The 23,188-nt window shown below is 72.1% G+C and carries 22 protein-coding genes; 9 read left to right on the top strand and 13 right to left on the bottom strand.

Annotated features, from left to right (window positions below; all coding sequences use genetic code 11):
* Positions 1 to 107 precede the first annotated feature (107 nt).
* Genes JJ691_RS46880 through JJ691_RS46865 form a run of 4 tightly spaced genes read left to right on the top strand, consistent with a single transcriptional unit; the run spans position 108 to position 5,675 of the window.
* A complete protein-coding gene (locus tag JJ691_RS46880; RefSeq protein ID WP_211765833.1) occupies positions 108 to 1,178 on the top strand; it encodes an alpha/beta hydrolase in 1,071 nt (356 codons plus the stop codon).
* A 23-nt stretch (positions 1,179 to 1,201) separates the two neighbouring features.
* Entirely contained in the window at positions 1,202 to 3,499 is a 2,298-nt protein-coding gene (locus tag JJ691_RS46875; protein WP_211765832.1) for a GMC oxidoreductase, read from the top strand.
* Complete coding sequence (locus JJ691_RS46870) at positions 3,496 to 4,422, top strand: patatin-like phospholipase family protein (protein WP_211765831.1); 927 nt, start codon at positions 3,496 to 3,498, stop codon at positions 4,420 to 4,422. Before JJ691_RS46875 ends, JJ691_RS46870 begins: the two co-directional genes overlap by 4 nt.
* Before the next feature lie 2 nt (positions 4,423 to 4,424).
* Positions 4,425 to 5,675: a condensation domain-containing protein gene (locus JJ691_RS46865; protein ID WP_211765830.1), complete on the top strand. Its 1,251-nt coding sequence runs from the start codon at positions 4,425 to 4,427 to the stop codon at positions 5,673 to 5,675.
* 56 nt (positions 5,676 to 5,731) lie between these two features.
* Here JJ691_RS46865 and JJ691_RS46860 read toward each other — a convergent pair whose 3' ends face one another.
* Together JJ691_RS46860 and JJ691_RS46855 are read right to left on the bottom strand one after the other, a co-directional pair.
* On the bottom strand, positions 5,732 to 6,427 hold the full coding sequence (locus JJ691_RS46860) for a fibronectin type III domain-containing protein (protein WP_211765829.1): 696 nt from the start codon (positions 6,425 to 6,427) through the stop codon (positions 5,732 to 5,734).
* A gap of 59 nt (positions 6,428 to 6,486) precedes the next feature.
* Positions 6,487 to 7,062: a hypothetical protein gene (locus JJ691_RS46855; RefSeq protein ID WP_211765828.1), complete on the bottom strand. Its 576-nt coding sequence runs from the start codon at positions 7,060 to 7,062 to the stop codon at positions 6,487 to 6,489.
* 190 nt (positions 7,063 to 7,252) lie between these two features.
* On the opposite strand from JJ691_RS46855, the gene yaaA reads away from it, so the two are divergent.
* From yaaA to JJ691_RS46830, 5 genes are all read left to right on the top strand, one after another.
* Positions 7,253 to 7,984, top strand: a complete 732-nt coding sequence (gene yaaA / locus JJ691_RS46850; RefSeq protein WP_211765827.1) for a peroxide stress protein YaaA — start codon at positions 7,253 to 7,255, stop codon at positions 7,982 to 7,984.
* Positions 7,985 to 8,024: 40 nt separating this feature from the next.
* Positions 8,025 to 10,154 (top strand): GGDEF domain-containing phosphodiesterase, encoded by a 2,130-nt coding sequence (locus JJ691_RS46845; protein ID WP_211765826.1) that lies wholly within the window; start codon positions 8,025 to 8,027, stop codon positions 10,152 to 10,154.
* A gap of 77 nt (positions 10,155 to 10,231) precedes the next feature.
* Complete coding sequence (locus tag JJ691_RS46840; RefSeq protein WP_306291340.1) at positions 10,232 to 11,038, top strand: SAM-dependent methyltransferase; 807 nt, start codon at positions 10,232 to 10,234, stop codon at positions 11,036 to 11,038.
* 207 nt (positions 11,039 to 11,245) lie between these two features.
* On the top strand, positions 11,246 to 12,208 hold the full coding sequence (locus JJ691_RS46835) for a serine protein kinase RIO (RefSeq protein ID WP_442912566.1): 963 nt from the start codon (positions 11,246 to 11,248) through the stop codon (positions 12,206 to 12,208).
* A 266-nt stretch (positions 12,209 to 12,474) separates the two neighbouring features.
* Positions 12,475 to 14,040 (top strand): DEAD/DEAH box helicase, encoded by a 1,566-nt coding sequence (locus tag JJ691_RS46830; protein WP_211765825.1) that lies wholly within the window; start codon positions 12,475 to 12,477, stop codon positions 14,038 to 14,040.
* Between the two features lie 101 nt (positions 14,041 to 14,141).
* Here the strand turns inward: JJ691_RS46830 and cobA are convergent, their stop codons facing one another.
* The 11 genes from cobA to cobO all read right to left on the bottom strand — a co-directional run bounded on the left by cobA (position 14,142) and on the right by cobO (position 23,187).
* Entirely contained in the window at positions 14,142 to 15,356 is a 1,215-nt protein-coding gene (cobA, locus tag JJ691_RS46825) for a uroporphyrinogen-III C-methyltransferase (protein WP_211765824.1), read from the bottom strand.
* The gene (locus JJ691_RS46820) at positions 15,346 to 15,936 is read right to left on the bottom strand and encodes a precorrin-8X methylmutase (protein ID WP_249227473.1); all 591 of its coding nucleotides are present in this window, start codon (positions 15,934 to 15,936) and stop codon (positions 15,346 to 15,348) included. The genes cobA and JJ691_RS46820 overlap by 11 nt, the downstream gene beginning before the upstream one ends.
* A 22-nt stretch (positions 15,937 to 15,958) precedes the next feature.
* The gene (locus tag JJ691_RS46815; RefSeq protein ID WP_211765823.1) at positions 15,959 to 16,240 is read right to left on the bottom strand and encodes a hypothetical protein; all 282 of its coding nucleotides are present in this window, start codon (positions 16,238 to 16,240) and stop codon (positions 15,959 to 15,961) included.
* Positions 16,237 to 16,410: a hypothetical protein gene (locus JJ691_RS46810; RefSeq protein ID WP_211765822.1), complete on the bottom strand. Its 174-nt coding sequence runs from the start codon at positions 16,408 to 16,410 to the stop codon at positions 16,237 to 16,239. The genes JJ691_RS46815 and JJ691_RS46810 overlap by 4 nt, the downstream gene beginning before the upstream one ends.
* A complete protein-coding gene (locus tag JJ691_RS46805; RefSeq protein WP_211765821.1) occupies positions 16,410 to 17,033 on the bottom strand; it encodes a hypothetical protein in 624 nt (207 codons plus the stop codon). The genes JJ691_RS46810 and JJ691_RS46805 overlap by 1 nt, the downstream gene beginning before the upstream one ends.
* 70 nt (positions 17,034 to 17,103) lie before the next feature.
* Positions 17,104 to 18,123 (bottom strand): cobalamin biosynthesis protein, encoded by a 1,020-nt coding sequence (locus JJ691_RS46800; RefSeq protein WP_211765820.1) that lies wholly within the window; start codon positions 18,121 to 18,123, stop codon positions 17,104 to 17,106.
* Positions 18,120 to 19,316: a precorrin-6y C5,15-methyltransferase (decarboxylating) subunit CbiE gene (gene cbiE / locus JJ691_RS46795; protein WP_211765819.1), complete on the bottom strand. Its 1,197-nt coding sequence runs from the start codon at positions 19,314 to 19,316 to the stop codon at positions 18,120 to 18,122. Before cbiE ends, JJ691_RS46800 begins: the two co-directional genes overlap by 4 nt.
* Positions 19,317 to 19,320: 4 nt before the next feature.
* A complete protein-coding gene (locus tag JJ691_RS52765; RefSeq protein WP_249227472.1) occupies positions 19,321 to 20,469 on the bottom strand; it encodes a cobalt-precorrin-4/precorrin-4 C(11)-methyltransferase in 1,149 nt (382 codons plus the stop codon).
* Positions 20,466 to 21,203: a precorrin-2 C(20)-methyltransferase gene (gene cobI, locus JJ691_RS46785; RefSeq protein ID WP_211765818.1), complete on the bottom strand. Its 738-nt coding sequence runs from the start codon at positions 21,201 to 21,203 to the stop codon at positions 20,466 to 20,468. Before cobI ends, JJ691_RS52765 begins: the two co-directional genes overlap by 4 nt.
* Positions 21,200 to 22,579, bottom strand: coding sequence for a cobyrinate a,c-diamide synthase (locus tag JJ691_RS46780; RefSeq protein ID WP_211765817.1), 1,380 nt, complete (start codon positions 22,577 to 22,579; stop codon positions 21,200 to 21,202). The genes cobI and JJ691_RS46780 overlap by 4 nt, the downstream gene beginning before the upstream one ends.
* Positions 22,573 to 23,187, bottom strand: coding sequence for a cob(I)yrinic acid a,c-diamide adenosyltransferase (gene cobO / locus JJ691_RS46775; protein ID WP_211765816.1), 615 nt, complete (start codon positions 23,185 to 23,187; stop codon positions 22,573 to 22,575). Before cobO ends, JJ691_RS46780 begins: the two co-directional genes overlap by 7 nt.
* Position 23,188 lies beyond the last annotated feature (1 nt).

Genomic DNA, 23,188 nt, shown 5'->3' with positions numbered 1-23,188 from the left:
AGCTCACGGCCGTCGAACACCGAATGTCGTGGTTTACCACGATGGAAAATCGGATGCTGGTCCGTCAGGGTGACGGTCGACCATCCACCTAGTCGCTGGGGGGCGCGATGAACCGAGAGATTCCGCTGTACACCCTCAACGGGGTGCGCGACGCGGACGTGAGCGTTCACCCGGTGACGACGACTGACGGCCTTGGCCTGAACCTGACCCGCTTCCGCCGGGAGACCACCGACGACGTGGTGCTGCTGGTGCACGGCCTGACCTCGTCGATGGACATGTTCGTCATGCCGGAGCACCGCAACCTGGTCACCCACCTGCTGGACAACGGGTTCGGCGAGGTCTGGGCGCTGGACTCCCGGATGAGCAACCGGCTGCCGTACAACAAGTCGGCGCACCGCTTCACCCTCGACGACCTCGCCCGGCACGACTACCCCGCGGCCCTCACCGAGCTCCGCCGCCACGTCGGGGGGCGGCGGATCCACGTGGTCGCGCACTGCCTCGGCTCCGTGTCCTTCCTGATGAGCCTGTTCGGCGGGTCGATCGGGGACATCGCGAGCATGGTGTGCAACAGCGTCGGCCTCACGCCGCGAGTGCCGCTGTGGTCGACCGTGCGCCTGGTCGCCGGCCCGGACGTCATCGAGTACGGGCTGAACCAGCCCTACCTGGACCCGCAGTGGTCCAGCGGGCCGGCGTTCACCACCGGCTGGGCGGTGTCCAAGCTGATGTCGGTGCTGCACCCGGAGTGCGCGGTGCCGGCCTGCCACATGCTCAGCGCGATGTGGGGCAGCGGCTGGCCGGCCATGTACGAGCACCGCAACCTGCTGCCGGTCACCCACCAGCGGATCGGCGACATCTGCCAGGCCAGCGGGGTCAACTACGACCGGCACGTGCGCAAGATGATCTTCGCCGGGCACGCCGTGGCCTACGACACCGGCGAGGACTACACCGCCGACCTCGGCTCCGTGACCACCCCGCTGCTGCTGCTCACCGGCACCCACAACCGGGTGTTCATCGACTCCCAGCAGGTGTTCCACCGCCGGCTGGAGGAGGCCGCGCCCGGCCGGCACGAGCTGCGAGCGCTGCCCGGCTACGGGCACCTGGACCCGTTCATCGGCCGGCACGTCGACCTCGAGGTGTTCCCCCACATCGTGGACTTCCTGAAGCGGGCGGCCGGCTGATGGGCGGCCCGCGGGGATCTGTGGTGGAGACCGCCGACGTGGTGGTCGTGGGCTCCGGCTTCGGCGGCTCGGTCGCCGCGCACCGGCTGGCCGACGCCGGGCTGTCGGTGGTCGTGCTGGAGCGCGGCCGGGCCTGGCCGCCCAACAGCTTCGCCCGCACGCCCGAGGAGATGCGGCACAACTTCTGGAACCCCGAGCAGGCCGACTACGGGCTGTTCGACGTGCTGGAGTTCCGCGGCTTCGACTCGGTGGTCTCGGCCGGGCTCGGCGGCGGGTCGCTGATCTACGCGAACGTGTTGCTGCGCAAGGACGAGCGCTGGTTCGTCCAGGATTCGGAGCTGCCCGGCGGCGGGTACGAGACGTGGCCGGTCACCCGCGAGGACCTGGACCCGCACTACGACACCGTCGAGGCGATGCTCACGCCGAGCCGCTACCCGTTCGACGACCCGCAGTTCGCCGGCGTGCCCAAGACCGAGGCGTTCCAGGAGGCCGCGGCCGCGCTGGGGCTGGACTACCAGCTGCCGCCGCTGGCCGTGGCCTTCGCGCCCAAGCCGGGCGCCCAGCCGGGCATCGCGCTGCCGATCATCGAGCCGTCCTACGGCAACCTGCACGGGCAGCCCCGGCGGACCTGCCGGCTGTGCGGCGAGTGCGACTTCGGCTGCAACGACGGCGCCAAGAACAGCCTCGACCACACCTACCTGTCCGCGGCCAAGGCGGCCGGCGCCGACCTGCGCACCATGTGCGAGGTGCAGGCCATCCGCCCCGGCGGCCCCGGCTACCAGGTCCGCTACCTGCTGCACGCCATGGACGGCAGCTCGGTGTCCAAGCGCATCGACTGCGAGCGCCTGGTGCTGGCCGCCGGCTCGTTCGGCACCACCCGGCTGCTGCTGGGCAACCGGGCCCACCTGCCCGGGCTGAGCGCGGCCCTGGGCACCCGGTTCAGCGGCAACGGCGACATGCTGTCGTTCGCGCTGCACGCCCGCCGTGACGGCCGGCCGCGCCCGATGCACGCCAGCCGCGGCCCGGTGATCACCAGCACCATCCGCGTGCCCGACGAGCTGGACGAGGGCGGCGGCATCGGTCGTGGCTTCTACATCCAGGACTCCGGCTACCCGGTGATCCTGGACTGGCTGGTGCAGAACATGGACGTGCGCGGGGACCTGTCCCGGCTGGCCGGCTTCAGCATGAACCGGCTGCGGGCGGCGCTGCGCTGGGCCGGCCCGGACCACCTTGAGCACGGCATCGGCCAGCTGATCGGCAGCGGCTCGCTGTCCAACTGCTCGCTGCCGCTGCTGGGCATGGGCCGGGACGTGCCCGACGGCGTGATGCGGCTGCGCGACGGCGAGCTGGACGTGTCCTGGACGACCGCGACCAGCCGGGACTACATCGACCGGGTTCGGGACACGATGCGGGCCATCACCGGCGCGCTGGGCGGGGAGTACCTGGACAACCCGCTGTGGTTCCGCAAACGGTTGGCGGTTGCCCATCCGCTCGGCGGCGCGCCGATCGGCCGCCACCCGGGCGAGGGAGTCTGCGACTCTTATGGGGAGGTGTTCGGGCACCCGGGGCTGTACGTCGCCGACGGGGCCGCGATGCCCGGACCGGTCGGCGCGAACCCGTCGCTGACGATTGCGGCGATGGCCGACCGTCTCTGCGATCATCTGTTGCTCACGCGTGGCATGTCGGGGAGGTCTGCTACGCGTGGTGGTCGGCGTCGTTCAGGGGGAACGACGCAGGCCACACCGGCGGCACCGGCCCGTCTCAGCGGGGGTCGGACCGGTGCAGCCGCCCTCTCGTTCACCGAGGAGATGGCCGGCCAGGTCACCCTCGGTGAACGAGAGGGGCAAACTTCGCTGCGGATCCGCGTGACCGTGGCGATCGAGGACATGGACGCCTTCCTGGCCGACCCGCGGCACGAGGCTCGCGCCCGGGGCTTCGTCGACTGCCCGGCGCTGGGCGGACGGCTGCTGGTGTCCACCGGGCGGGTCGAGCTGATGGTGACCGGGGAGGGCGGTGGCCGTCGCCGGATGCGCTACCGGCTGCCGTTCACCGACGGCGGCGGCCGTGAGCTGGTGTTGAGCGGGCACAAGGAGCTGCGGGCCGGGGCGCCGACGGCGATCTGGCCGGACACCACCACCCTGCACACGAAGGTGTTGTCGGACGGCGTCGTGCTCGGGGCCGGCGAGCTGCGGCTGGGGCGGATGGCCTTCCTGCGGGAGTTGACCACCATCCGGGCCAGTGGGCGGTCCGCGCTGGAGCGGTTCGGCACGTTCTTCCTGGGCTCGCTGTGGCAGGTCTACCGCCCGAGGCTGACGTCGTGAGCATCGCCCTGGTGCTGTCCGGCGGCGGGGCCTGCGCGGCGTACTTCGGCGCAGGCGTGGCCCAGGGCCTGGCCGACGAGGGGCTGCGGCCGACCGTGCTGTCCGGCACCTCCGCCGGCGGGCTGAACGCCGGGCTGCTGGCCGCCGGCGTGTCGCCGGCGCAGCTGGTGGAGCTGTGGATCTCCGTGCAGGGGCACGACGTGTACAAGCCGCGACTGGACCTGTGGCGGCTGCTGCGGCCGGCCGGCCTGGTGCGGCTGCCCACCAGCGACTTGATGGGGTACGCGCTGGACTCCGTCGGCTGGACGTGGCTTCTGGACACCGCCCCGGCCCGGCGGACCTTGACCACCGTGCTCGGCGGGGAACGGCTGCGGATCACGCCTGACGTTCAGGTCGTGGTCGCCGCCGTGGAGGAGTGCAGCGGCGAGGTCGTGCACTTCACCAACTCCGCGCCGGCCGGCTCCGGTTTCACCGAGGTGCCGCTGACCGTCGACCACCTGATGGCCGGGGCCGCCGCGCCGATCCTGTTCCCGCCGGTGGAGATCGACGGCCGCCGCTACGTGGACGCCGGCATGGTCGCCAACACGCCGTTGCAGCCGGCCCTGGCCTACCAGCCGGACACCGTCGTGGTCGTGACCTCCTCGTGCGGGCGGCAGGCCGGCACGCCCGCCTCGCTCGGCGACGCGCTCGGGCTGGCCTTCGAGAACGTGGCCCGGTTCGCCGTGCTGCGGGATTACGAGCACACCAGGGAGGTCGGCGAGCTTCGGCCGGGCAGCGGGCCCCGGCTGGTGCTGGTCGAGCCCACCGATGAGTTCGAGGTGTCCGGCTTCGCCCGGTTCGACCCGGACGTAGCCAGGACCGTCGTCGCGCACGGCCGGGAACGGGCCCGCGCGGCGTTGGCCACCGTCACCTCAGGGGGATAATCATGACCGCGTTCTCGACGTCACGGTGGCCCCTGTCCGCCGCGCAGGACGGGATCTTCTCGGCGCACCAGGCGGATTCCGGCGGCGCCGCGCACAACGTCGCCGAGTACGTCGACATCGCCGGGCCGGTGGACCCCGACCGGTTCGCGGCCGCCACCCGACAGGCCGTGGCCGAGGCCGAGGCCCTGCACATGCGGTTCGCCGTGGTCGGCTCGCATCCGTGCCAGGACGTCGTCTCCGTGCGGCCGTGGCGCCTGGAGACCGTCTACCTCTCCGCCGACGCCGACCCCGTCGCGGCCGCCTTCGCGTGGATGCGGGCCGACCTCGCCAACGCCGTGAACCTCTTCGACGGGCCCCTGTTCCGACAGGCCCTGCTCGTCCTGGGCCCGGACCGGTTCTTCTGGTACCACCGCAGCCACCGAATCGCACTGGACCGCTACGGGCTGTTTCTGTTGGACCGCAGGGTTTCCGAGCTGTACAACGGCGTGGCCGGCGAACCGTTCGACCCCTTACGACCCGTGGTCGACGAGGACGCCGCCTACGCCCTGTCGGCCGGCTGGCGGAGCGACCGCCGCTTCTGGCTCGACCGCTTCGCCGACGCGCCCGTGCCCGTCAGCCTCGCCGAGGGCACCGCTCCCCCGTCCGCCGGCGCACTTCGCCGCACCGTCTCCCTGCCCCGCACCGCCCTCGAGGACTGGGTCGAGGTCGCCGGCCGATGTCACACCAGCTGGTCCGCCGTCGTCATCGCCGCCGTCGCCGCGTATCTGCGGCACGTCACCGGCACCTCCGAGGTCGTCCTGGGCCTGCCCCGCATGTGCCGCCGCCGCACCGCCGCCCTCAACGTGCCGTGCTCGACCTCCAACACCATGCCCCTGCGGGTCCTCACCCCACCCGGCGCCTCCCTGGCCGAACTCGCCGGCGACGTCGCCGAGGAGGTCAAGGTCTGCCAGCCGCACGAGCGCTACCGCTCCGACCTCCTGCGCCAGGAACTCCACGTGCCACGCCTGTTCGGGCCCGTCGTCGACATCAACCCCATCAGCTACGAGCTCTCCTTCAACGGCCACCCCGCCGTCGCCACCACCCTGTCCTCCGGTCCCGTCGAGGACCTCACCATCACCGTCCACGGCGGACAGGCCGGCGCCGGCCCCCGCATCGACTTCGACGCCAACCCCGCCCTCTACTCCGCCGACGACCTCACCGTGCACCAGCAGGCCTTTTTGGACCTGCTGGAGACGGCCCCGGCTTTTGCCTGATGTCATGAAGGGCCCCATCCTCTCGTTGAACGTCAGGATCGGTCCCTCGATCTTGGTCAGTCACCACCCGTCTTGCGCATCACCACATTCGAGGACGGGCCGTAGTAGTACGCCCGGACCCGGTAGGACGCCTGCTTCTCGTCCGGCAGGGTGATCAGCGCGAAGGAGTTGATGTTCTTGTCTACGACGGCGACGACGGAGTAGTCGGGGGCGCCGGCGGGTTTGTCCTCGACGAGGTAGCCCTCCTCGTCGCTGGCGTTGTCGGTCCAGGTGAGCTGGATGCCGTTGGACTGAAGGACTTTCGCCTTCAGGTCGGTGGGGGCGGCGGCCGGATCGGCGGAGTGGATGGAGTGGGTGACGGAAGGGCCGCCGGGGAGGGTGGCAGGGGCGGGCCAGTCCTTGGTGTCGTTGCCGGCGGAGCCACCGGGGACGGCGACGGCGACGGAGTTCGACGCGGGACCGTAGTAGGGGCGGAGGCGGTAGTAGAAGGAGGTCTGGGGCATCAGGGACGGATGGACGTAGTCGGACTGCCCCAGGGGCATGAACTGGAGCGTCGTCCACGGACCGTCGGCGGCGGTGGCGAACTCCAGGATCCGCCCGGCAGCGGCCGGATCGGCTCCGGTCCAGGTCAACCGGATGTCCACGGGCGAGGTCATGGTGGCAGCCAACACGGTGCCGGGGGCGGCCGCGGTGGAGCAGGCGGTCAGCGCCGCCCCGACGACGGCGCAGCAGAGCGCGAATGCACGGTTCACGGGTTGCCTCGGCGGGAGAAGGGGGACCGCCCGCCCGTCCGGGGCGGGCGGCCGAGGGCTCACTTCGTCCAGAACTTGACGTTGCTCCAGGTCACGGAGATCGGCCCCTGGCCGCTCGCCGTGCGGTAGGCGCCGATCTTGTCGTAGTAGCTGCCGCTGGGGCTGGAGACGGTGTTCTTGAGCGACCCGTTGATGTAGGTGCGGTGCGAGGTTCCGACCTGGTTGACGGTATTCACCCGCACCGAGGTGCCGACGGTGGCGCCACTGGAAATGGTGGCCCCGCCCTCGACGTCGTACAGCCGCCCACCGGCCTCGACGGCAAGCAGGAAGTACGGCCCACTGCCGCCGAACGTCTGCTTCAGACTGATCCGACTGCCACCCATGCTGTTAATTTTGAAATAGCCCTCGAACTGGTGGGTGCCACCGCTGTAGGTGTCGTAGCGGCGCTCGGCGCGCTGCTCGCCGCTGGAGTTCGAGCAGGTCAGCTTGAACGTCGACCCGCTGACCGAGCCGCAGCCGACCTGCTGGACCTTGTAGCCGGGACTCCACGTCTTCCAGGTGCCGCTTTCCACCTGGGCATACGCGTTCGGCGCCAGAACGAGCAGGGATGCGGCGGCGAGAATTCCGCCGAGCATGCGAATCCTTCGAGACACGCACGTCCTCCTCAACCCGGATCCGCTCGCAATTCGTCAGGGTCGAGCGGAACCACGGGAAAGTGGTTTTCGGCGGAGGCGAAACGAGTGTAAGCGCTATCACGTCGGCCCGACAAGACCCGCCGGTAAACACCGCCACCACCTGGGCGGCCGGTCACGGTAATCTCGGTGGGTGCTGGTCCTGCTCCCCCCGTCCGAGACGAAGTCCGACGGCGGCGCCGGCGGCCCGCTCGATCTGGACGCGCTGTCCTTCCCCGAGCTGACGCCGCTGCGCCGCAAGCTGGCGGACGCCCTGGTCACGCTGGCCGGGGACGTGCCGGCGAGCCTGCGGGCACTGGAGCTGTCGGAGCGCCAGCACCACGAGGTGCACCGCAACGCGGCCCTGCTGACTTCGCCGACAGCGCCGGCGCTGTCGCGGTACACGGGCGTGCTCTACGACGCACTGGACCAGAAAAGCCTTACCAAGACGGAGAAGTCCCGCGCGGACGGCCGCCTGGGGGTGGCCTCGGCGCTGTTCGGCGTGGTGCGCGCGGGCGACCCGATCCCGGCCTACCGGCTGTCCGGCGGCAGCACGCTGCCCGGGGTGGGCGCGCTGGGGGCGCTGTGGCGGCCGGAGCTGGAGCCGGTGCTCAGGGCGGCCGACGAGCTGGTGGTGGACATGCGCTCGGGCGCCTACGCCGCACTGGCCCGGGTGCCGGCGGCGGTCGTGGTGAAGGTGATCATGCCCAACGGGAAGACGGTCAGCCACCACAACAAGGCCTACAAGGGCCGCCTGGCCCGGGTGCTGGCGACGGCCCAGCGGGAGCCGTCGACGGTCGCCGGACTGGTGCGCACCGGGACCGCCGCGGGCCTTATCATCCGACAGACCGGCGACCGTGCGGTTGACCTCGTGGTGATGGACTAGTCCGGGCTACAGTCGTCTGATTCACGGCTGGAGAGGCGTCATGACGGGCGATGAGGGGCAGGGTGGGGCGCTGTACCCCGGCCTGGCGGACCTCGCGCGGCAGTGGACCAGCTCGGTCCTGCCGACCAGCAACGTGCCGCTGTCCCGCGGCGAGCTCCAGGTCATCCTCACCGGCTTCGCCGAGCTGCTGACCAGCGCGCTGAGCGCGGAGCAGTTCGACCACACCCAGGCGGCCGAGGTGGGCCGCGGCCTGGTGGCCACCCAGCTGGTCGGCCCGAAGGCGCTGGACGCCACCATCCGGGTGCTGGGCCGGGAACTTCGGCCGGCCGCGGCCGACGACGACCGGCTGGTCGACCTGCTGGGCGCGGTCGCCGCCGGTTACGTGGACGCCCTGCGCGAGCACATCTTCCAGCAGCAGGAGACCCTGAAGAAGGCGGTGTTCCGGGCCCGGGACGCGGCCGAGAAGGCGTTGCGGGCCAGCGAGCGCCGGTTTCGCACGGTGTTCACCGAGTCGGTGGTCGGCATCGCGATCGGCGACATCCAGGGCCACATCGTCAGCTCCAACCTGGCCATGCAGGAGATGCTCGGCTACAGCGCCGACGAGCTGCGCCAGCGCACGCCGTACGACCTGATGCCGCGCAAGGACGCCGAGGAGGTCTCGGCGGCCTACCGCAAGCTGATCGCCGGCGCGTTCACCTCGCTGCGCTCCGAGCAGCAGATGCTGCGCAGTGACGGTGAGCCGGTCTGGGTGCACATCGCGGTCACCCTGATCAAGGACGAGAACGGCCAGCCGGACTACCCGGTGGTGATGATCGAGGACATCTCCGACCTGCACCTGCTGCAGGACCGCTGGTCCCACCAGGTGGCCCACGACCCGCTGACCAACCTGCACAACCGGGCGCTGTTCGTGTCCAAGGTGGAGACCGCGGTCGGCGGGCTGGCCCCGGGCGAGCGGATCGGGCTGGCCTGTTTCGGCATCGACGGCATGTCGGTGATCAACGCTGGTGTGTCCGACCAGGTCGGCGACAAGATCCTCAAGACCGCCGCGGACCGGCTGCGGGCCGTGGTCGATGACGACACGGGCCTGCTCGGCCGGGTCGACGGCGACCGGTTCGCGCTGCTGGCGGTGCGGTCCACCACCCAGACGATGATCGACACGGTGGAGCAGGCGATGGCCCGCATCTCCGAGCCGATCGCCGCCGGCGGCCGCGAGTACTCGGTCACGGCCAGTGTCGGCGTCGTGGAGCGGGCGGCCGCCGGCGCGGACCCGGCCCAGCTGCTGGCCGACGCCGAGCTGGCCATGCACTGGGCCAAGCAGGACGGCCGGGCCCAGTGGACGCTGTTCGAGGCCGACCGGGGCAGCCGCCAGCGCCGCGACTTCGTGCTGGCCGCGCAGCTGCCGGCGGCTCTGCGCGACGGCCAGTTCACCGTGGAGTTCGAGTCGGTGGCGCGGATCGGCGACCGCGGCCTGGCCGGCCTCTCGGTGGTCGTCTCCTGGGACCATCCGGACCAGGGCATCCTGTCGGCCAAGGACTTCCTGCACCTGGCCGAGCGCACCGGGCACATCCTGCCGCTGGGCAGCTGGGTCCTGCGGCAGGCCTGCGACCAGGCGAAGGCATGGCACGACGAGCACGGCGACCTGACGCCGCAGGTGTCGGTGGCGTTGGCCAACCGGATGGTCGGCGACCAGGACCTGGCGGCGCTGCTGCTGGCCGTGCTGGACGCCAGCGGCGCGCGGGCCGACCAGCTGACTCTCGAGGTGGACCACAGCATGCTGTGGGATGCCGACGGCGATCCGGCCGAGGTGCTGACCGTGCTCAGCGACATGGGGTTTCGCGTGCTGGTCAGCGGCATGACCGCGAGCTGCTGCCCGCACGGCTTCACCGACCTGCCGGTGCACGGCATCAAGCTGGCCCCGGAGTTCGTGGCCACCCTCGGCGAGGACGACAAGCCGGACCCGGCGGCCGAGCGGGCCATCGGCGGCGTGGTGTCCGCGGCCCAGCTGGCCGAGCTGCCGGTGTACGCGGTCGGCGTGCACCACGAGCGGCACGCGGCCGCGCTGCGCGAGCTGGGCGTGGAATTCGCCCAGGGCGACCACTTCGGGCCGCCCTCGCTGCCCTACGAGGTGGAGCCGATGATCATCGCCGGCACGGTGGACCCGGACTGGTGACACCCGGTCCGGTGATGCCGGCGGCGCGCTGTCGTCACTACGATTCGCCCGTCGATCAAGGAAGAGGTGGCGCTGTGGTGGACCGGCCGGACTGGGCTCCCAAGGGTGTCGACACGGAGAAGGCCAGCGCGGCCCGGTTGTACGACTTCTACCTGGGCGGCAGCTACAACTTCGAGGTGGACCGCGAGCTCGGCCGCAAGGTCGCCGAGGTCGCCCCGGGCGTCTACGACTTCGCGCTGCTCAACCGGGCCTTCCTGCGCCGGGCGGTGCGCTACTTCCAGAGCCAGGGCATCGACCAGTTCCTGGACATCGGCTCGGGCATCCCGACCGCCGGCAACGTGCACGAGGTCGCCCAGAAGGCCAACCCGGACGCCCGCGTGGTCTACGTGGACAACGAGCCGGTCGCCGCGGCGCACAGCGAGCTGCTGCTGGAGGGCAACCCGAACGCGGTGGCCATCGAGGCCGACCTGCGCGACCCCGACCACATCCTGCACCACGAGAAGACCCGGCGGCTGCTGGACTTCAGCCGTCCGATCGGGCTGCTGACGGTCGCCGTCTACCACTTCATCCCGGACTCCGACGACCCGCTGGGACTGCTCGCGCGCTACCGCGCCGCGCTGCCCAGCGGCAGCTACGTCGCGCTGTCACACGTGACCACGGACGTGATGAGCACGCAGATCGAGCAGCTGATCGGCCTGTACCGCAACAGCCAGAACCCGGTGATCGCGCGGACCAAGGCGCAGTTCACCGCCATGTTCGACGGATTCGACCTGGTGGAGCCGGGAGTGGTGTTCACGCCGGAGTGGCGCCCGGAGTCCCCGGAGGACGCCGGCGAGCACCCGGAGGAGGCCGCGGTGTACGCGGCGGTGGGGCGCAGGCCGTAAATCGGTTGCCCGGTTGTCCAGGTCGGCGGCATGATGCCGCCGACCTGATTTGTGTCCAGCGTGGATCGACCCGGAGGAGGTGCCCTGTGGCAACGACTGTCGTCTGGGGCGTGGCCTGCACCCGTCCCGGCGTCCCGCTGAGGTCCGCGTAGCGAGAACTCTCTCGGTGGGGCGTCTTCCCAGTACTTTCTCGAGGAGACCTCACCAGTGCGCGAGCACGATTTCGACTTTTCCATGCCCGACAGTGTCAATTTCTCTGAACGGCGCCGCGGCAAGCGCCGGTTCGACGACGACGAGCCCCGTCCCGCCCGCCGCGGCCGGCTGACCGAGGAGGCCAGGGGGCTGCTCGACCAGCAGCGCACCGAGGCGGAGGCGGGCGATCCGCTGCCCGACGGTGCGGACCGCTGGTCCACCTGGGGCACCGGCGATCTGGGGCCGGAACCCCGGCCGGACTGGGTGATCACCGACGCGGCCGCGGTGGACCACGAGCTGGGGCCGGTGAAAACCGGCAAGGAGGCCGACGTGCACCTGGTGCGCCGGTCGCTGCCCGGCTCGGGCCGGGCCACGCTGCTGGCGGCCAAGCGGTACCGCAGCAACGACCACCGGATGTTCCACCGTGACGCCGGCTACCTGGAGGGCCGCCGGATGCGGCGGTCCCGCGAGATGCGGGCGATCGAGACGCGGACCACGTTCGGCCGCAACCTGATCGCCGAGCAGTGGGCCGTCGCCGAGTTCGCCGCCCTGTGTCGCCTGTGGACGGTCGGCGCCCCGGTGCCGTACCCGGTGCAGCGCACCGGCACGGAGCTGCTGCTGGAGTTCCTCGGCGACCCCGATGGGGCGGCCGCGCCCCGGCTGGCCCAACTCCGGCCGGTCGGTCCGCACCTGCGGGAGCTGTGGTTCCAACTGGTCGACGCGCTGCGGGCGCTGGCCTCGATGGGCCTGGCCCACGGCGACCTGTCCGCGTACAACCTGCTGGTGCACGACGGCCGGCTGATGCTGATCGACCTGCCCCAGGTGGTCGACGTGGTGGCCAACCCGAACGGCGCGGAGTTCCTGGCCCGGGACGTGCGCAACATCACGTCCTGGTTCACGTCCCGGGGGCTGCCGGCCGAGCTGGCCGACGTCGAGGAGCTGACGGCGGATCTTCTGGCCGAGGCGGGAATGATCTGACCGGCCCAGCGGTTGTGGGGTGTGGTCGTACGAAGAAACGGCCACACCCTGGTAACCCGCATCACTGGCCGGCTGGAGCTGGCCGTCCCGATGATCAGATATAGTTGTCGAGCACCGCTGTGGCGCGAAGCCACGCGCCCACCTGATCGCGGTGCGCCCCACCCAACCATCGGCGCAGACCTTGTCGCGCCGGGCCCGTCCTTGTGAATCACCGCGGCTTCGCGCGGCGCCTCCCCGTGACGTGCCAACGTTCCGGAAGGTTATTTGTGCCCGCACCATCGTCCGACCGCCGTTACGGCAACTCTTCTTCCCGCGGCGGCAACGGCGGTTACCGTCGGCGTCCGAACCGTCGCAGCAGCAAGCCCGTCGAGGCCTACCAGCCGATCATCGCCGAGGACATCCCGTCCACCCTGCCCGAGGGCCCGCTGCCGACGTTCGAGGAGCTGGGGCTGGCCAAGCCCCTGCTGGACGCGCTGACCGCCAACGGCATCACCGAGCCGTTCCCGATCCAGGCCGCCACCCTGCCCGACACCATGGCCGGCCGCGACGTGCTCGGCCGCGGCCAGACCGGCTCCGGCAAGACCCTGGCCTTCGGCCTGGCCCTGCTCAGCCGGCTCAACGGCGGCCACGCCAAGCCGCTGCACCCCCGGGCCATCGTGCTCGTCCCCACCCGTGAGCTGGCCATGCAGGTCAGCGACGCCCTCACCCCGTACGCGCGGGCGCTGGGCCTGTGGTGCCGCACCGTCGTCGGCGGCACCTCGTTCACCCGTCAGGCCGACCAGCTGCGCCGCGGCGTCGACCTGCTGATCGCCACCCCCGGCCGGCTGTCCGACCACGTGCGGCAGGGCACCTGTGTGCTGTCCGACGTGGAGTTCACCGCGCTGGACGAGGCCGACCAGATGGCCGACATGGGCTTCATGCCGCAGGTCCGGGCGATCCTGGACCTGGTCGCCCCGGGCGGGCAGAAGCTGCTGTTCTCGGCCACCCTGGACCGGGACGTGGACAAACTGGTCCGCGAGTACCTGGACAACCCGGTCGTGCACTCGGTGTCGCCGCCCACCGGCAGCGTCACCACCATGGAGCACCACCTGCTGATGGTCTCCAACGACGACAAGCCGGACGTGATCAACGAGGTGGCCGCCCGCGAGGGCCGCACGATCATGTTCGTGCGCACCAAGCACCACGTGGACCGGCTGGCCAAGAAGCTGCGCTCGATCGGCGTGCACGCCGGCGCGCTGCACGGCGGCAAGGCCCAGAACGCCCGCACCCGGGTGCTCAACGAGTTCCGGGACGGCACCACCCCGGTGCTGGTCGCCACCGACGTCGCCGCCCGCGGCATCCACGTCGACGACGTCAGCCTGGTCGTGCACGTCGACCCGCCGGCCGACCCCAAGGACTACCTGCACCGGGCCGGCCGCACCGCCCGCGCCGGGCAGTCCGGCACCGTCGTCACCCTGGTCACCCACGACCAGCGGCGCGCGGTGCACGGCCTGACCTCGCGGGCCGGCGTCAAGCCGACCAGCACCAACGTGCGCCCCGGCGACGAGGAGCTGATCCGCATCACCGGCGCCCGCGTGCCCAGCGGCGAGCCGGTGCCGGAGTTCGTGCCGAAGAAGCGCACCCCGCGCCCGGCCGGCGTCGGCGGCGGCGGCGGTCAGCGCCGCAGCTGGGGCGACCGCGGCGAGCGGTCCTCCGCCGAGCGTGGCGGCCGCAGCTGGGGTGAGCGTCGCCACGGCGGCGAGCGCGGCAGCCGCGGCGAGCACGGTCACGGCGGCCCGCGCGGCGAGGGTCGCAGCTATGGCGGCGAGCGCCGCCGCAGCTACAACCACTGAGCTAGCACCCGCTAAACCCCCGCGAGTCCCGCTCTCGGGCAGCCATGTGTCGAGTTCCGAAACTCGACATTCAGTTGCCTGAGAGCGGGACTCGCGGCTTTTCAGGTGAGGTGGTCGCCGAGGGCGGCTACGGGGCCGATGACGACGATGGCCGGGGGGCGGATCTCGTCGGCGGTGACGCGGTCGGCGACGTCGGACAGGACCGTGCGGAGGACCCGCTGGGAGCGGGTGGTGCCCTCCTGGATCACGGCGACGGGGGTGTCGGCGGGGCGGCCGGCGAGCAGGGCGTCGGCGAAGGCGCGGATCCGCTCCACGGCCATGAGCAGCACCAACGTGCCGCGAAGCCGGGCCAGGGCTGGCCAGTCGACCAGGGAGCGCGGGTCGTCGGGGGCGACGTGGCCGGAGACGACCACGACCTCGTGGGCCACGCCCCGGTGCGTCACGGGCACGCCGGCGACGGCGGGCACGCCGAAGGCGCTGGTCACGCCGGGCACGATGGTCACCGGGACGCCGGCCTCGGCGCAGGCCAGCAGCTCCTCGAAGCCCCGACCGAACAGGTACGGGTCGCCGCCCTTGAGCCGGACCACGAACTTGCCGGCCTTGGCCTCCTCGATCAGCGTCGAGTTGATCACGTCCTGGCTGGCCGCCCGCCCGTACGGGATCTTGGCGGCGTCCACGACCCGAACGTTCGGCGGCAGCTCGTCCAGCAGTTGCATGGGGCCGAGCCGGTCGACCACGACGACGTCGGCCAGCGACAGCAGCCGACGGCCCCGCACGGTGATCAGCTCGGGATCGCCGGGACCGCCGCCGACCAGGGCGACGCCGCCCTCCCGGGGCTTCTCGGGGAGATCGGCCACGGACCCGGTGCGCAGCGCGGTGAGCACGCCGTCGCGCACGGCGGCGGAGCGCCGGGGCTGCCCGCCGGACAGCACACCGACCAGCAGGCCGTCGTGCTCGCCGACGGCCGGCGTGACGGCGCTGCCCTGGTTGCCGGCGTCGGACCGCACGCAGAAGATCCGGCGGCGCTCGGCCTCGGCGGCGACGGCCTCGTTGACCTCGGTGACCTGGGTGCAGGTGACGACGTACCAGGCAGCGTCGAGGTCGCCGTCGGCGTACGGCCGCTGGTGCCAGGTCAGCTCGCCGGCGTCGGCCATGCCCTGCACGGCCGGGGTGACGTGCGGCGCGATCACCTCGACGGCGGCGCCGGACGCGACCAGCCGGGGCAGCCGGCGCTGTGCCACGGTGCCACCACCGACGACGACCACGCGTCGTCCGGTGAGGTCGAGTCCGACCAGGTAGTGCTGCTCAACGGACATGGCTGTCAGCCTGCCATGCGTCGACCAGCGCGTTGACCACGGAACCGGCGATGGCCGCCCCGCCCCGCTCGGTGGCCGAGCTGGCCGCCGGCAGCCCGGAGCGCCGCAGCGCCGCCTTGGCGTCGACCGAGCCGACGAAGCCGACCGGGATGCCGATCACCAGCGCCGGCCGCAGCTCACCGACGGAAGCCAGCCGCAGCACCTCCTGCAACGCGGTCGGCGCGTTGCCGACGGCCCACACCGCGCCGTCGGGAAAAGCCTTGGCCGCCAACCGAATTCCGGCGGCGGACCGGGTCGTGCCCGCGGCCTTGGCCAGCTCGGCGACGCCGGGCAGGTCCAGCCCGATCACGGCCTCGCGGGGCGCGACGGCGGCGGCGAGCATGCGCACGTCCACGATCAGCGGCCCGCCCGTCCCGAGGGCGTCCCGGCCGGCGGCCAGGGCCGCCTCGTCCAACACCAGGTCCCCGAGCCAGGTCGGGTCGGCCGTGGTGAGCATCACCCGCTCCACGACGGCGCGGGTCAGCGGCGGCAGGTGCCCGGTGTCCACCCGGGACCGCAGTACTGCGAGCTGGTCGGTCACACAGCCCAGGATTTCACGACGATCAGGACTTCACGACAATGTGGGCGGCCCGGGGGTGGTTGAAGCAGGAAGCGCCGACTGTGCCGTAGCCCTCACGGATGTACACCGTGCCGGCGTGCTCGATGGAGCCGTCGGCGCAGGTGACGTCCATCGAGAACGTCCCGGTGCCGCGGCACCAGCCGGTGGCCGAGGTGGCGTCGATCCGGGTGCCGCAGTCGTGCAGTCCAGTGGCCCCCCAAGCCATCTCGGTGGAGCCCACTCCGGCGGAGGCCAGCATCAGGGCGGCGACCATCAGCGTCCTCACTCCGCCTCCATCTCCACGAGCTTGCGCTCGCCGGTGGGCTCGGGCGCCGGCTCGGCGGCGGCCCGCGCGAACAGGCTGGGCCGCATCACGAACACCACGGCGGTGATCGCCGCACCGGCCACGAAGGACACCAGGCACAGCACGAACATCTGGCCGAACAACCACATCATCAGGCACTCCTGGTCTTGTCCACGACCACGCCGTTGCCGAACAGCCGCTGCAACAGCTTGGCGGTGTTGGACTTGTGCTGGGCGTCGGGCAGCACGCCCTCCATCACCACCTGACCGTCCACAACGGACACCTTGACGTCCGCGCCCGGCTCCAGCGTCAGCACGGAGACCAGGGCGGCGGCCGCGGTGGTGGTCATCGCGAAGTCGGTGCCGGGGCTGGTCGAGGTGTGGTCCACCAGCGGGCGGCCGTGCGCGTACTCCCCGACCACGTGCAGGAACTGCTTGCGCCAGGTGTCCTGCTGCGTGGTGCCGGCGATCACGACCTGCTTGTCGTCCACCGAGATGGTCAACGGCCCCAGCGCCGGCTCACGGGCACCGACCGTCCGCACGCCGGGCAGCGCCTGCACGGTCTTCTCGGCGTCGGGGATCCGCTCGAACGGCACCCCGACCAATGTCACGTCCCGGCCGCTCACCACCACCGTGCCGTTGCCGGCCAAGGCTTTGGTCGACTCGGCGGAGATCTGCCGCTCGATGTCGCCGCCCTGCACCACCAGGCCGACCAGGGCCAGCACGGCGGGGACGGCGACGGCGGACGTCAGCCAGTACCGGGTCCAGGGGCGCACAGTCCGTGTTTACCGTCGACCGGACGCCGCCGGGCCCAGGCTGGCCGACAGTTCACCCGGCCGTGCGACGCTACGGCCGGATCCGCGCCGCCGCCACAGTGACGTTGTCGCTCTTGGCCTTGGGCACCACGAGTTCCACCGCCCGGCCCTCGGCCATCTGGGTCGCCGCGTGCAGCGCGGCCGCCTCGGCCACGCTGGGGGTGCCGGTCTCCCGCTGCACCACCGGGCTCGGGTTGGGCACGGCCACCGTGGACAGCGTCTCGGCCGGATAGGTGAGCAGCTCCGGCGGGTCCTCACCGACGCTGCCCTGGCCGTGCCAGAAGTTCCAGTCCTCCAGGGCCTGGAGCACGCCGGCCTCATGGGCCTTCAGGTCGATGCTGGCGAACGCCCGCACCGCCCGCAGGTCCAGCCCGAAGTCCCACTCCAGCATGGACAGCACCGAGGTGACCTCGTCGCCGGACACGCCCTTGGACGCGCCCAGGCCGACCACCAGGGTGCGCGGCACGATGCGCAGGATCTCGCCGTCGGTCACGTGGCCGCCGACCCGGTCGTCGATCACGACCGTCCACCGCGCGCCGCCGCCGGCCTGGCCGACGTTGTCGGGCATCGACGGCAGCTCAAAGCCCATCGGGTTGAGCAGCCGGATCGGCTCCCCGTTGAGCATGGCCGCCGCGCACTCGGCGATGTCACCGTCCACAGTGGCGTCGAGCTGGTCGACCAGCTGCTCCAGCACCGTGTCGCCGGTGTTGTCGCTGCCGGCGGACTGCACCATGGTCACACCGAGCACCTCGGCGATCCGGTCGGCCAGCGCGTTCGCGCCGCCGGAGCTGCCGCCAGCCAGCACCACGACAAAGCCCTCGGTGACGCAGACGACCGCGGGCGAGGACTCGTCCTGCACCAGCATCGGGGCGATGGTCCGGACCGCCGCGCCGGTCGGCATCAGCAGCACGGCCGAACCCATCCGGTTCCACATCCGGTGCACGGCCTGGTGCACCGGGCCGTCGGCGACCACGGTGTCCCGGCCGAGCCGCGCCGACAGCTCGACGGCGACCTGGCGCTGCTCCTCGTCGATGGCGAACAACCCGATCATGACCGCACTCCCCACACCACCGTCACCGGGTTGACGGCCGACAACCGGCTCGACCCGTCGGGCAGGTCGGCCAGCCGGGAGGCCGACAGCTGCACGCCCTCGACCCGGTAACCGCTGTCCCGCAACGCGTCCCGCGCCGGCGCGACCCGGTCCACCGCCGCCAGCGACACCACGATCCGCGGCGCGCCGACGCTGGCCGCCGCCCGCACCACCTTGGTCCCGCCGCCGCCGACGAAGATCGCGTCGGGCAGGGGCAGGCCGTGCACCGCGGCCAGGAACTCCGCCTCCACCACCCGCACGTCCACGCCGTGCGTGGTGACGTTGGCGATGATTCGCACGCACTGCACCGGATCCCGCTCCACCGCGACCACCGCCGCGCCGAACCGAGCGCACTCCACCGCCACCGAGCCGGATCCCGCGCCCACGTCCCAGATCAGGGTGCCGGGCGCGGGCGCGAGCCGGGCCAGCGCCACCGCGCGGACCTCGGCCTTGGTCACCATGCCGTCGCGGTGCGCGAACTCGTCCTCCGACAGCGCCCAGCCGGCCGTGCCGGGCAACGGCTCGCCGCCGGCCAGCCAGCCGCGCGGCGCGACGGTGTCCGGATCAGCAAGGCACAGCACGACATTCGGCTCGCGCCAGGTCCGCTTCGCGGCGTCGGCGGCGTCCACAGTGGACACGACCTCGTCGCCGCCGATGTCCTCGGCCACGACCAGGGTCCGCCGCCAGCCGCCCAGCCCGGCGCCCAGCTCCGCCGGCCCCGCACCGGGCGCGGTGAGCACCGCGACCGCCGGCCGGGCCCGGCAGACGTTGAGCGCCTGCCGCAGTCCACGGCCGTGCGCGCTGACCACGGTGATGTCGTCCCACGGCCGGCCGACCAGCGCGGCCAGCCGCTGCACGCTGGACGGGGCCGGCACCACCTGCGGCCGAATTCCCTTGTCCCGCAACGCCCTGAGCACCCCGAAGTAGCCGGGGTCGCCGGAGGCGAGCACCACCGCCGGCCCATGCTCGGCGGTATGCGCGGCCAGCGCCTCCAGGGCCTTGCCCAGCGCCCCCAGCTCGATGGTGGTGGCCCCGTTGCGGACGTGCAGATCCAGGTGCCGACGACCGCCGACGACCAGGGTCGCCTTGTCCAGCAGTGCCTCGCCGCCCGGCGGCAGCGCGGCCCCGTCCACCCCGATCACGGTGATCGTCATCAGTTCACCCGCTCTTGCGTGTCCTCTTCGCCTGCGTGTTACGTGCCTTGGCCGCCGGCTTGGCCGCCGAGGGCTTGTCTGGCCCAAGCTTGTCAGCACGGGCGGTGGTCCGCGGCGGCTGCTTGATCGCGGCCGGGGAGACGGCCACCTTCTCCGGCTCGGGGGCCGGCATGTCCAGCGTCGTCTGGTCGACGTCGGGCTTGGCCACGGTCTTCGGTGCCGCCGGCGCCTTGGTCCGGGCGTCGGCCTGCCAGCTGTGCACGGCCCGCCACGCGGCCTGCGAGGTCTCCCCCGTGGACTGCGCCGGCACTTCGCTGCGGGCCGCGGCGATGCGGTTGGTGCGGCCGGCCCGCGCCGACCACGACGTGCGGCGGGCGGCGCGCTCGCCGGTCGGCTCCGCGGCCTCCTCCACCGGCTCGGCCGCGTTCTCGGCGCGGCGGTAGCGGGCCTTGGTGCCCGGGGCCATCGCCTTGCCGACCAGGAACAGCGTGTGCCGCCACAGCTTGCGCTGCTTGACGGTCGCCTCCAGCTCGCCGAGCGTGGTGTTCAGCAGCAGCTCGTCCGGCCAGGTCGTCTTGTACGCGACCACGACCGGGGTGTCCTCGGCGTAGCCGCCCTCGGTCAGCTCCTCGACCAGCTGCCCGGTGCGGGCGGCGGCGACAAAAACACCCAGGGTCGCGCCGTGCCCGGCGAACGCCCGGATCTGGGTGGCGTCGGGCAGCGCGGTGGCGTCCACCCGGGTCAGGATCAGCGACTGGTCGCTGTCGGTCAGCTCGCGGCCGACCGCGGACACCGCCGCCGACACCGGCGACACGCCCGGCACAATCTCCGTCTCCACGCCGATCCGCCGGCAGGCGTCCACCTGGTCCCGCACCGCGCCCCACAGCACCGGGTCGCCGGTGATCATCCGGACCACCTTGAGCCGATCCCGCGCGGCCCGGCGGAACAGCTCCACCAGATCGTCGGAGGCGGCCCGGGACAGGTCGATCAGCTCCGCGTCCTCGCGCACGTGTTCGCGAACGCACTCGGCGTCCACCAGGCTCGGGGCCCAGACGACCACGTCGGCGTCGGCCAGCCGGCGCGCGCCGCGCAACGTGATCAGATCGGCGGCGCCCGGACCCGCGCCGACGAAAGACACCAAGCCCGACTTCACAGTTGCTCCCCTCTTCCGCCACGGGGCGGAAGGATCACCACGGTGGACAAGTACGGCGCAGCAACCGACCCGTCCACTTCAGACAGGGGGAGCACCCGTGCCTGCTGTGTGCCGAGATGCTCGGCGTACACCGAGCGGTCCAGCGCCCCGGCGGCTTCGATCTCGGCGCGCAGCTCGTCGAGTCGTCGTCCGCCCTTGTAGGCGACGACCGTACCGCCACCCCGCAAGGCGGCCCGCAGCCCGGTCACCTCTCGGGTCACGGGCACCAGCGTGAGCGACTCGGCGCCCTCCACCAGATGGAGTCCGGCGGCGCTGGCGGCCGCCTGCATCGCGGTGATTCCGGGGCTGAGGACCACTTCCACCTCGGGCAGCAACCGCCGAACGGTGGCCGCCAGATAGGTGAAGGTGGAGTAGATCGTCGGGTCGCCGATGGTGGCGAACACCGCGCTGCCACCGGTTTCGCGCAGGTGGTCGGCGACCGCGTGCCCGGCGGCGTCCCACAGTTCGTTACGACGTTGTTGTGAACCGCGCACGTCGTCGTTCAGCGCGAACACCAGTCGTGCCACCGGGGCGTCGGCCGGCAGGTGCGCGCGGACCACGGCCTCGGACCGACCCTCCTCGTCCGGCGACATGACCGGCACGAAGACCTTGCTCGCCGCCTGGAGCTCCCGGAGTCCGGCCAGCGTGAGCAGTTCCGGGTCGCCGGGCCCGACACCGAGTCCGACCAGTCTCACTTCGTGCACCTTTCGACGAACCGGCGGATGGCCTGCGGGGCGGCGGCCGGGTGGGTGTGCAGGTAGGACGCGTGCACGCCGCCGTGCACGAATCCCTCGGGCTCCGCGCCGCGCCAGCGCCAGGCCGGCTGGACGCCGTGCCGGGGCGTGACGGCCGTGCGGTGGAACTCGTGGCCGGTCACCCGGTCCCCGATCGAGTGCAATGTTGACTCGACCGGGGCTAGAGCATCCCGGTAGCCGAGGGTGAGTCGGGAAGTCATGGCCGCGGTGGCGTCGAGCACCCCACACATGGGACGACCGTCCAACTCCTTGGCCAGATAGAGCAGCCCGCCGCATTCGGCGTGCACGGGCGCGCCGGCACGGGCCAGGTCGGCGACTTCCCGGCGCAGCGAGTCGTTGGCCGACAGCTCGGCGGCGTGCTGCTCGGGAAAGCCGCCCGGCAGCACCAGTCCGGCGGTGCGGTCGGGGAGTTCCTTGTCCCGCAACGGATCCACCACGGCCACCTGGGCACCGGCGGCGGCCAGCAACTCCACGTGTTCGGCGTACCCGAAGGTGAAGGCCGATCCCCCGGCCACGGCGACGACCGGATTTCCCCGCACCGGCTCGACCTCCGGCCGCCACGGCTCGGCGGTCACTTCCGGCGCGGTGGCGGCCAGGGCGCTGATGGCATCGAGGTCCACGCTGGCGGCCACGGCGTCAGCCATCGCCTCAACTGCTTGCACAGCAACGGATCCGTGCTCGGCTGCGGTAACGAGGCCGAGATGTCGGGAGGGGACGGCCAACCCGTCGGATCGGCGGATCACCCCCAGCACGTCCAGGCCGATCTCACCGCACGCGTCAGTGAGCACTTCCTCGTGCCGCTCGGAGCCGACCTGGTTGAGGATCACCCCGGCCAGCCGGATCTTGGCGTCGTAGCTGCGAAATCCGTGCAGCAGCGCGGCCAGGCTGCGGCCCTGCCCCCGGCCGTCGACCACCAGCACCACGGGGGCTTGCAGCAGCGCGGCGACATGGGCGGTGGAGCCGAAGCTCACCGAAGACCCGCTTGCGGGGTCGAGCATCGATCCGGTGCCGATGCGGCCGTCGAACAGGCCCATCACGCCCTCGATCACGGCGATGTCCGCGCCCCGGGAGCCGTGCCGGAACAGCGGGGCGATGCGCTCCTCGCCGACCAGCACCGGGTCCAGGTTGCGGCCGGGCCGGTCAGCGGCCAGCGCGTGGTAGCCCGGGTCGATGTAGTCCGGGCCGACCTTGAACGGGGCCACCTTGGTTCGGGCACCCCGACCGCCCCGCTTGCGCAGGGCGGCCATCAACCCGGTGGCCACCGTGGTCTTGCCGCTGCCCGAGGACGGGGCCGCGATCACCAGCCTGGCTACCACTCGATCCCCCGCTGGCCCTTCTGGCCGGCGTCCATCGGATGCTTGACCTTGGTCATCTCCACCACCAGGTCGGCCGCGTCCACCAATGCCTTCGGGGCGTCCCGGCCGGTGATCACCACGTGTTGGAAGCCGGGCCGGTCGCGCAGCGTGGACACCACCTCGTCGACGTCGATCCAGCCCCACTTCAGCGGGTACGTGAACTCGTCGAGCACGTAGAGGCCGTGCTCCTCGGCGGCCAGCCGGCGCGCGATCTCCCGCCAGCCCTCCAGCGCCGCTGCGGCGTGGTCCTCGTCAGTTCCCGGCTTGCGGGTCCACGACCAGCCCTCGCCCATCTTGTGCCACTGCACCGGCCCGCCCTGGCCGGTGCGCTCGTGCACCTCGCCCAGCGCCCGGAACGCGGCTTCCTCCCCGACCTTCCACTTCGCCGACTTCACGAACTGGAATACGCCGATGGACCAGCCCTGGTTCCAGCCGCGCAGGGCCAATCCGAAGGCGGCGGTGGACTTGCCCTTCATCACGCCGGTGTGCACGACCGTCAGCGGCCGGTTGCGGCGCTGCTTGGTGGTCAGACCGTCGGCCGGGACGACTTCCGGCTTTCCCTGTGGCATG

The sequence above is a fragment of the Kutzneria sp. CA-103260 genome (assembly GCF_018263855.1).
Taxonomy (GTDB): Bacteria; Actinomycetota; Actinomycetes; order Mycobacteriales; family Pseudonocardiaceae; genus Kutzneria.
This window is presented reverse-complemented; position numbering and strand designations above follow the sequence as displayed.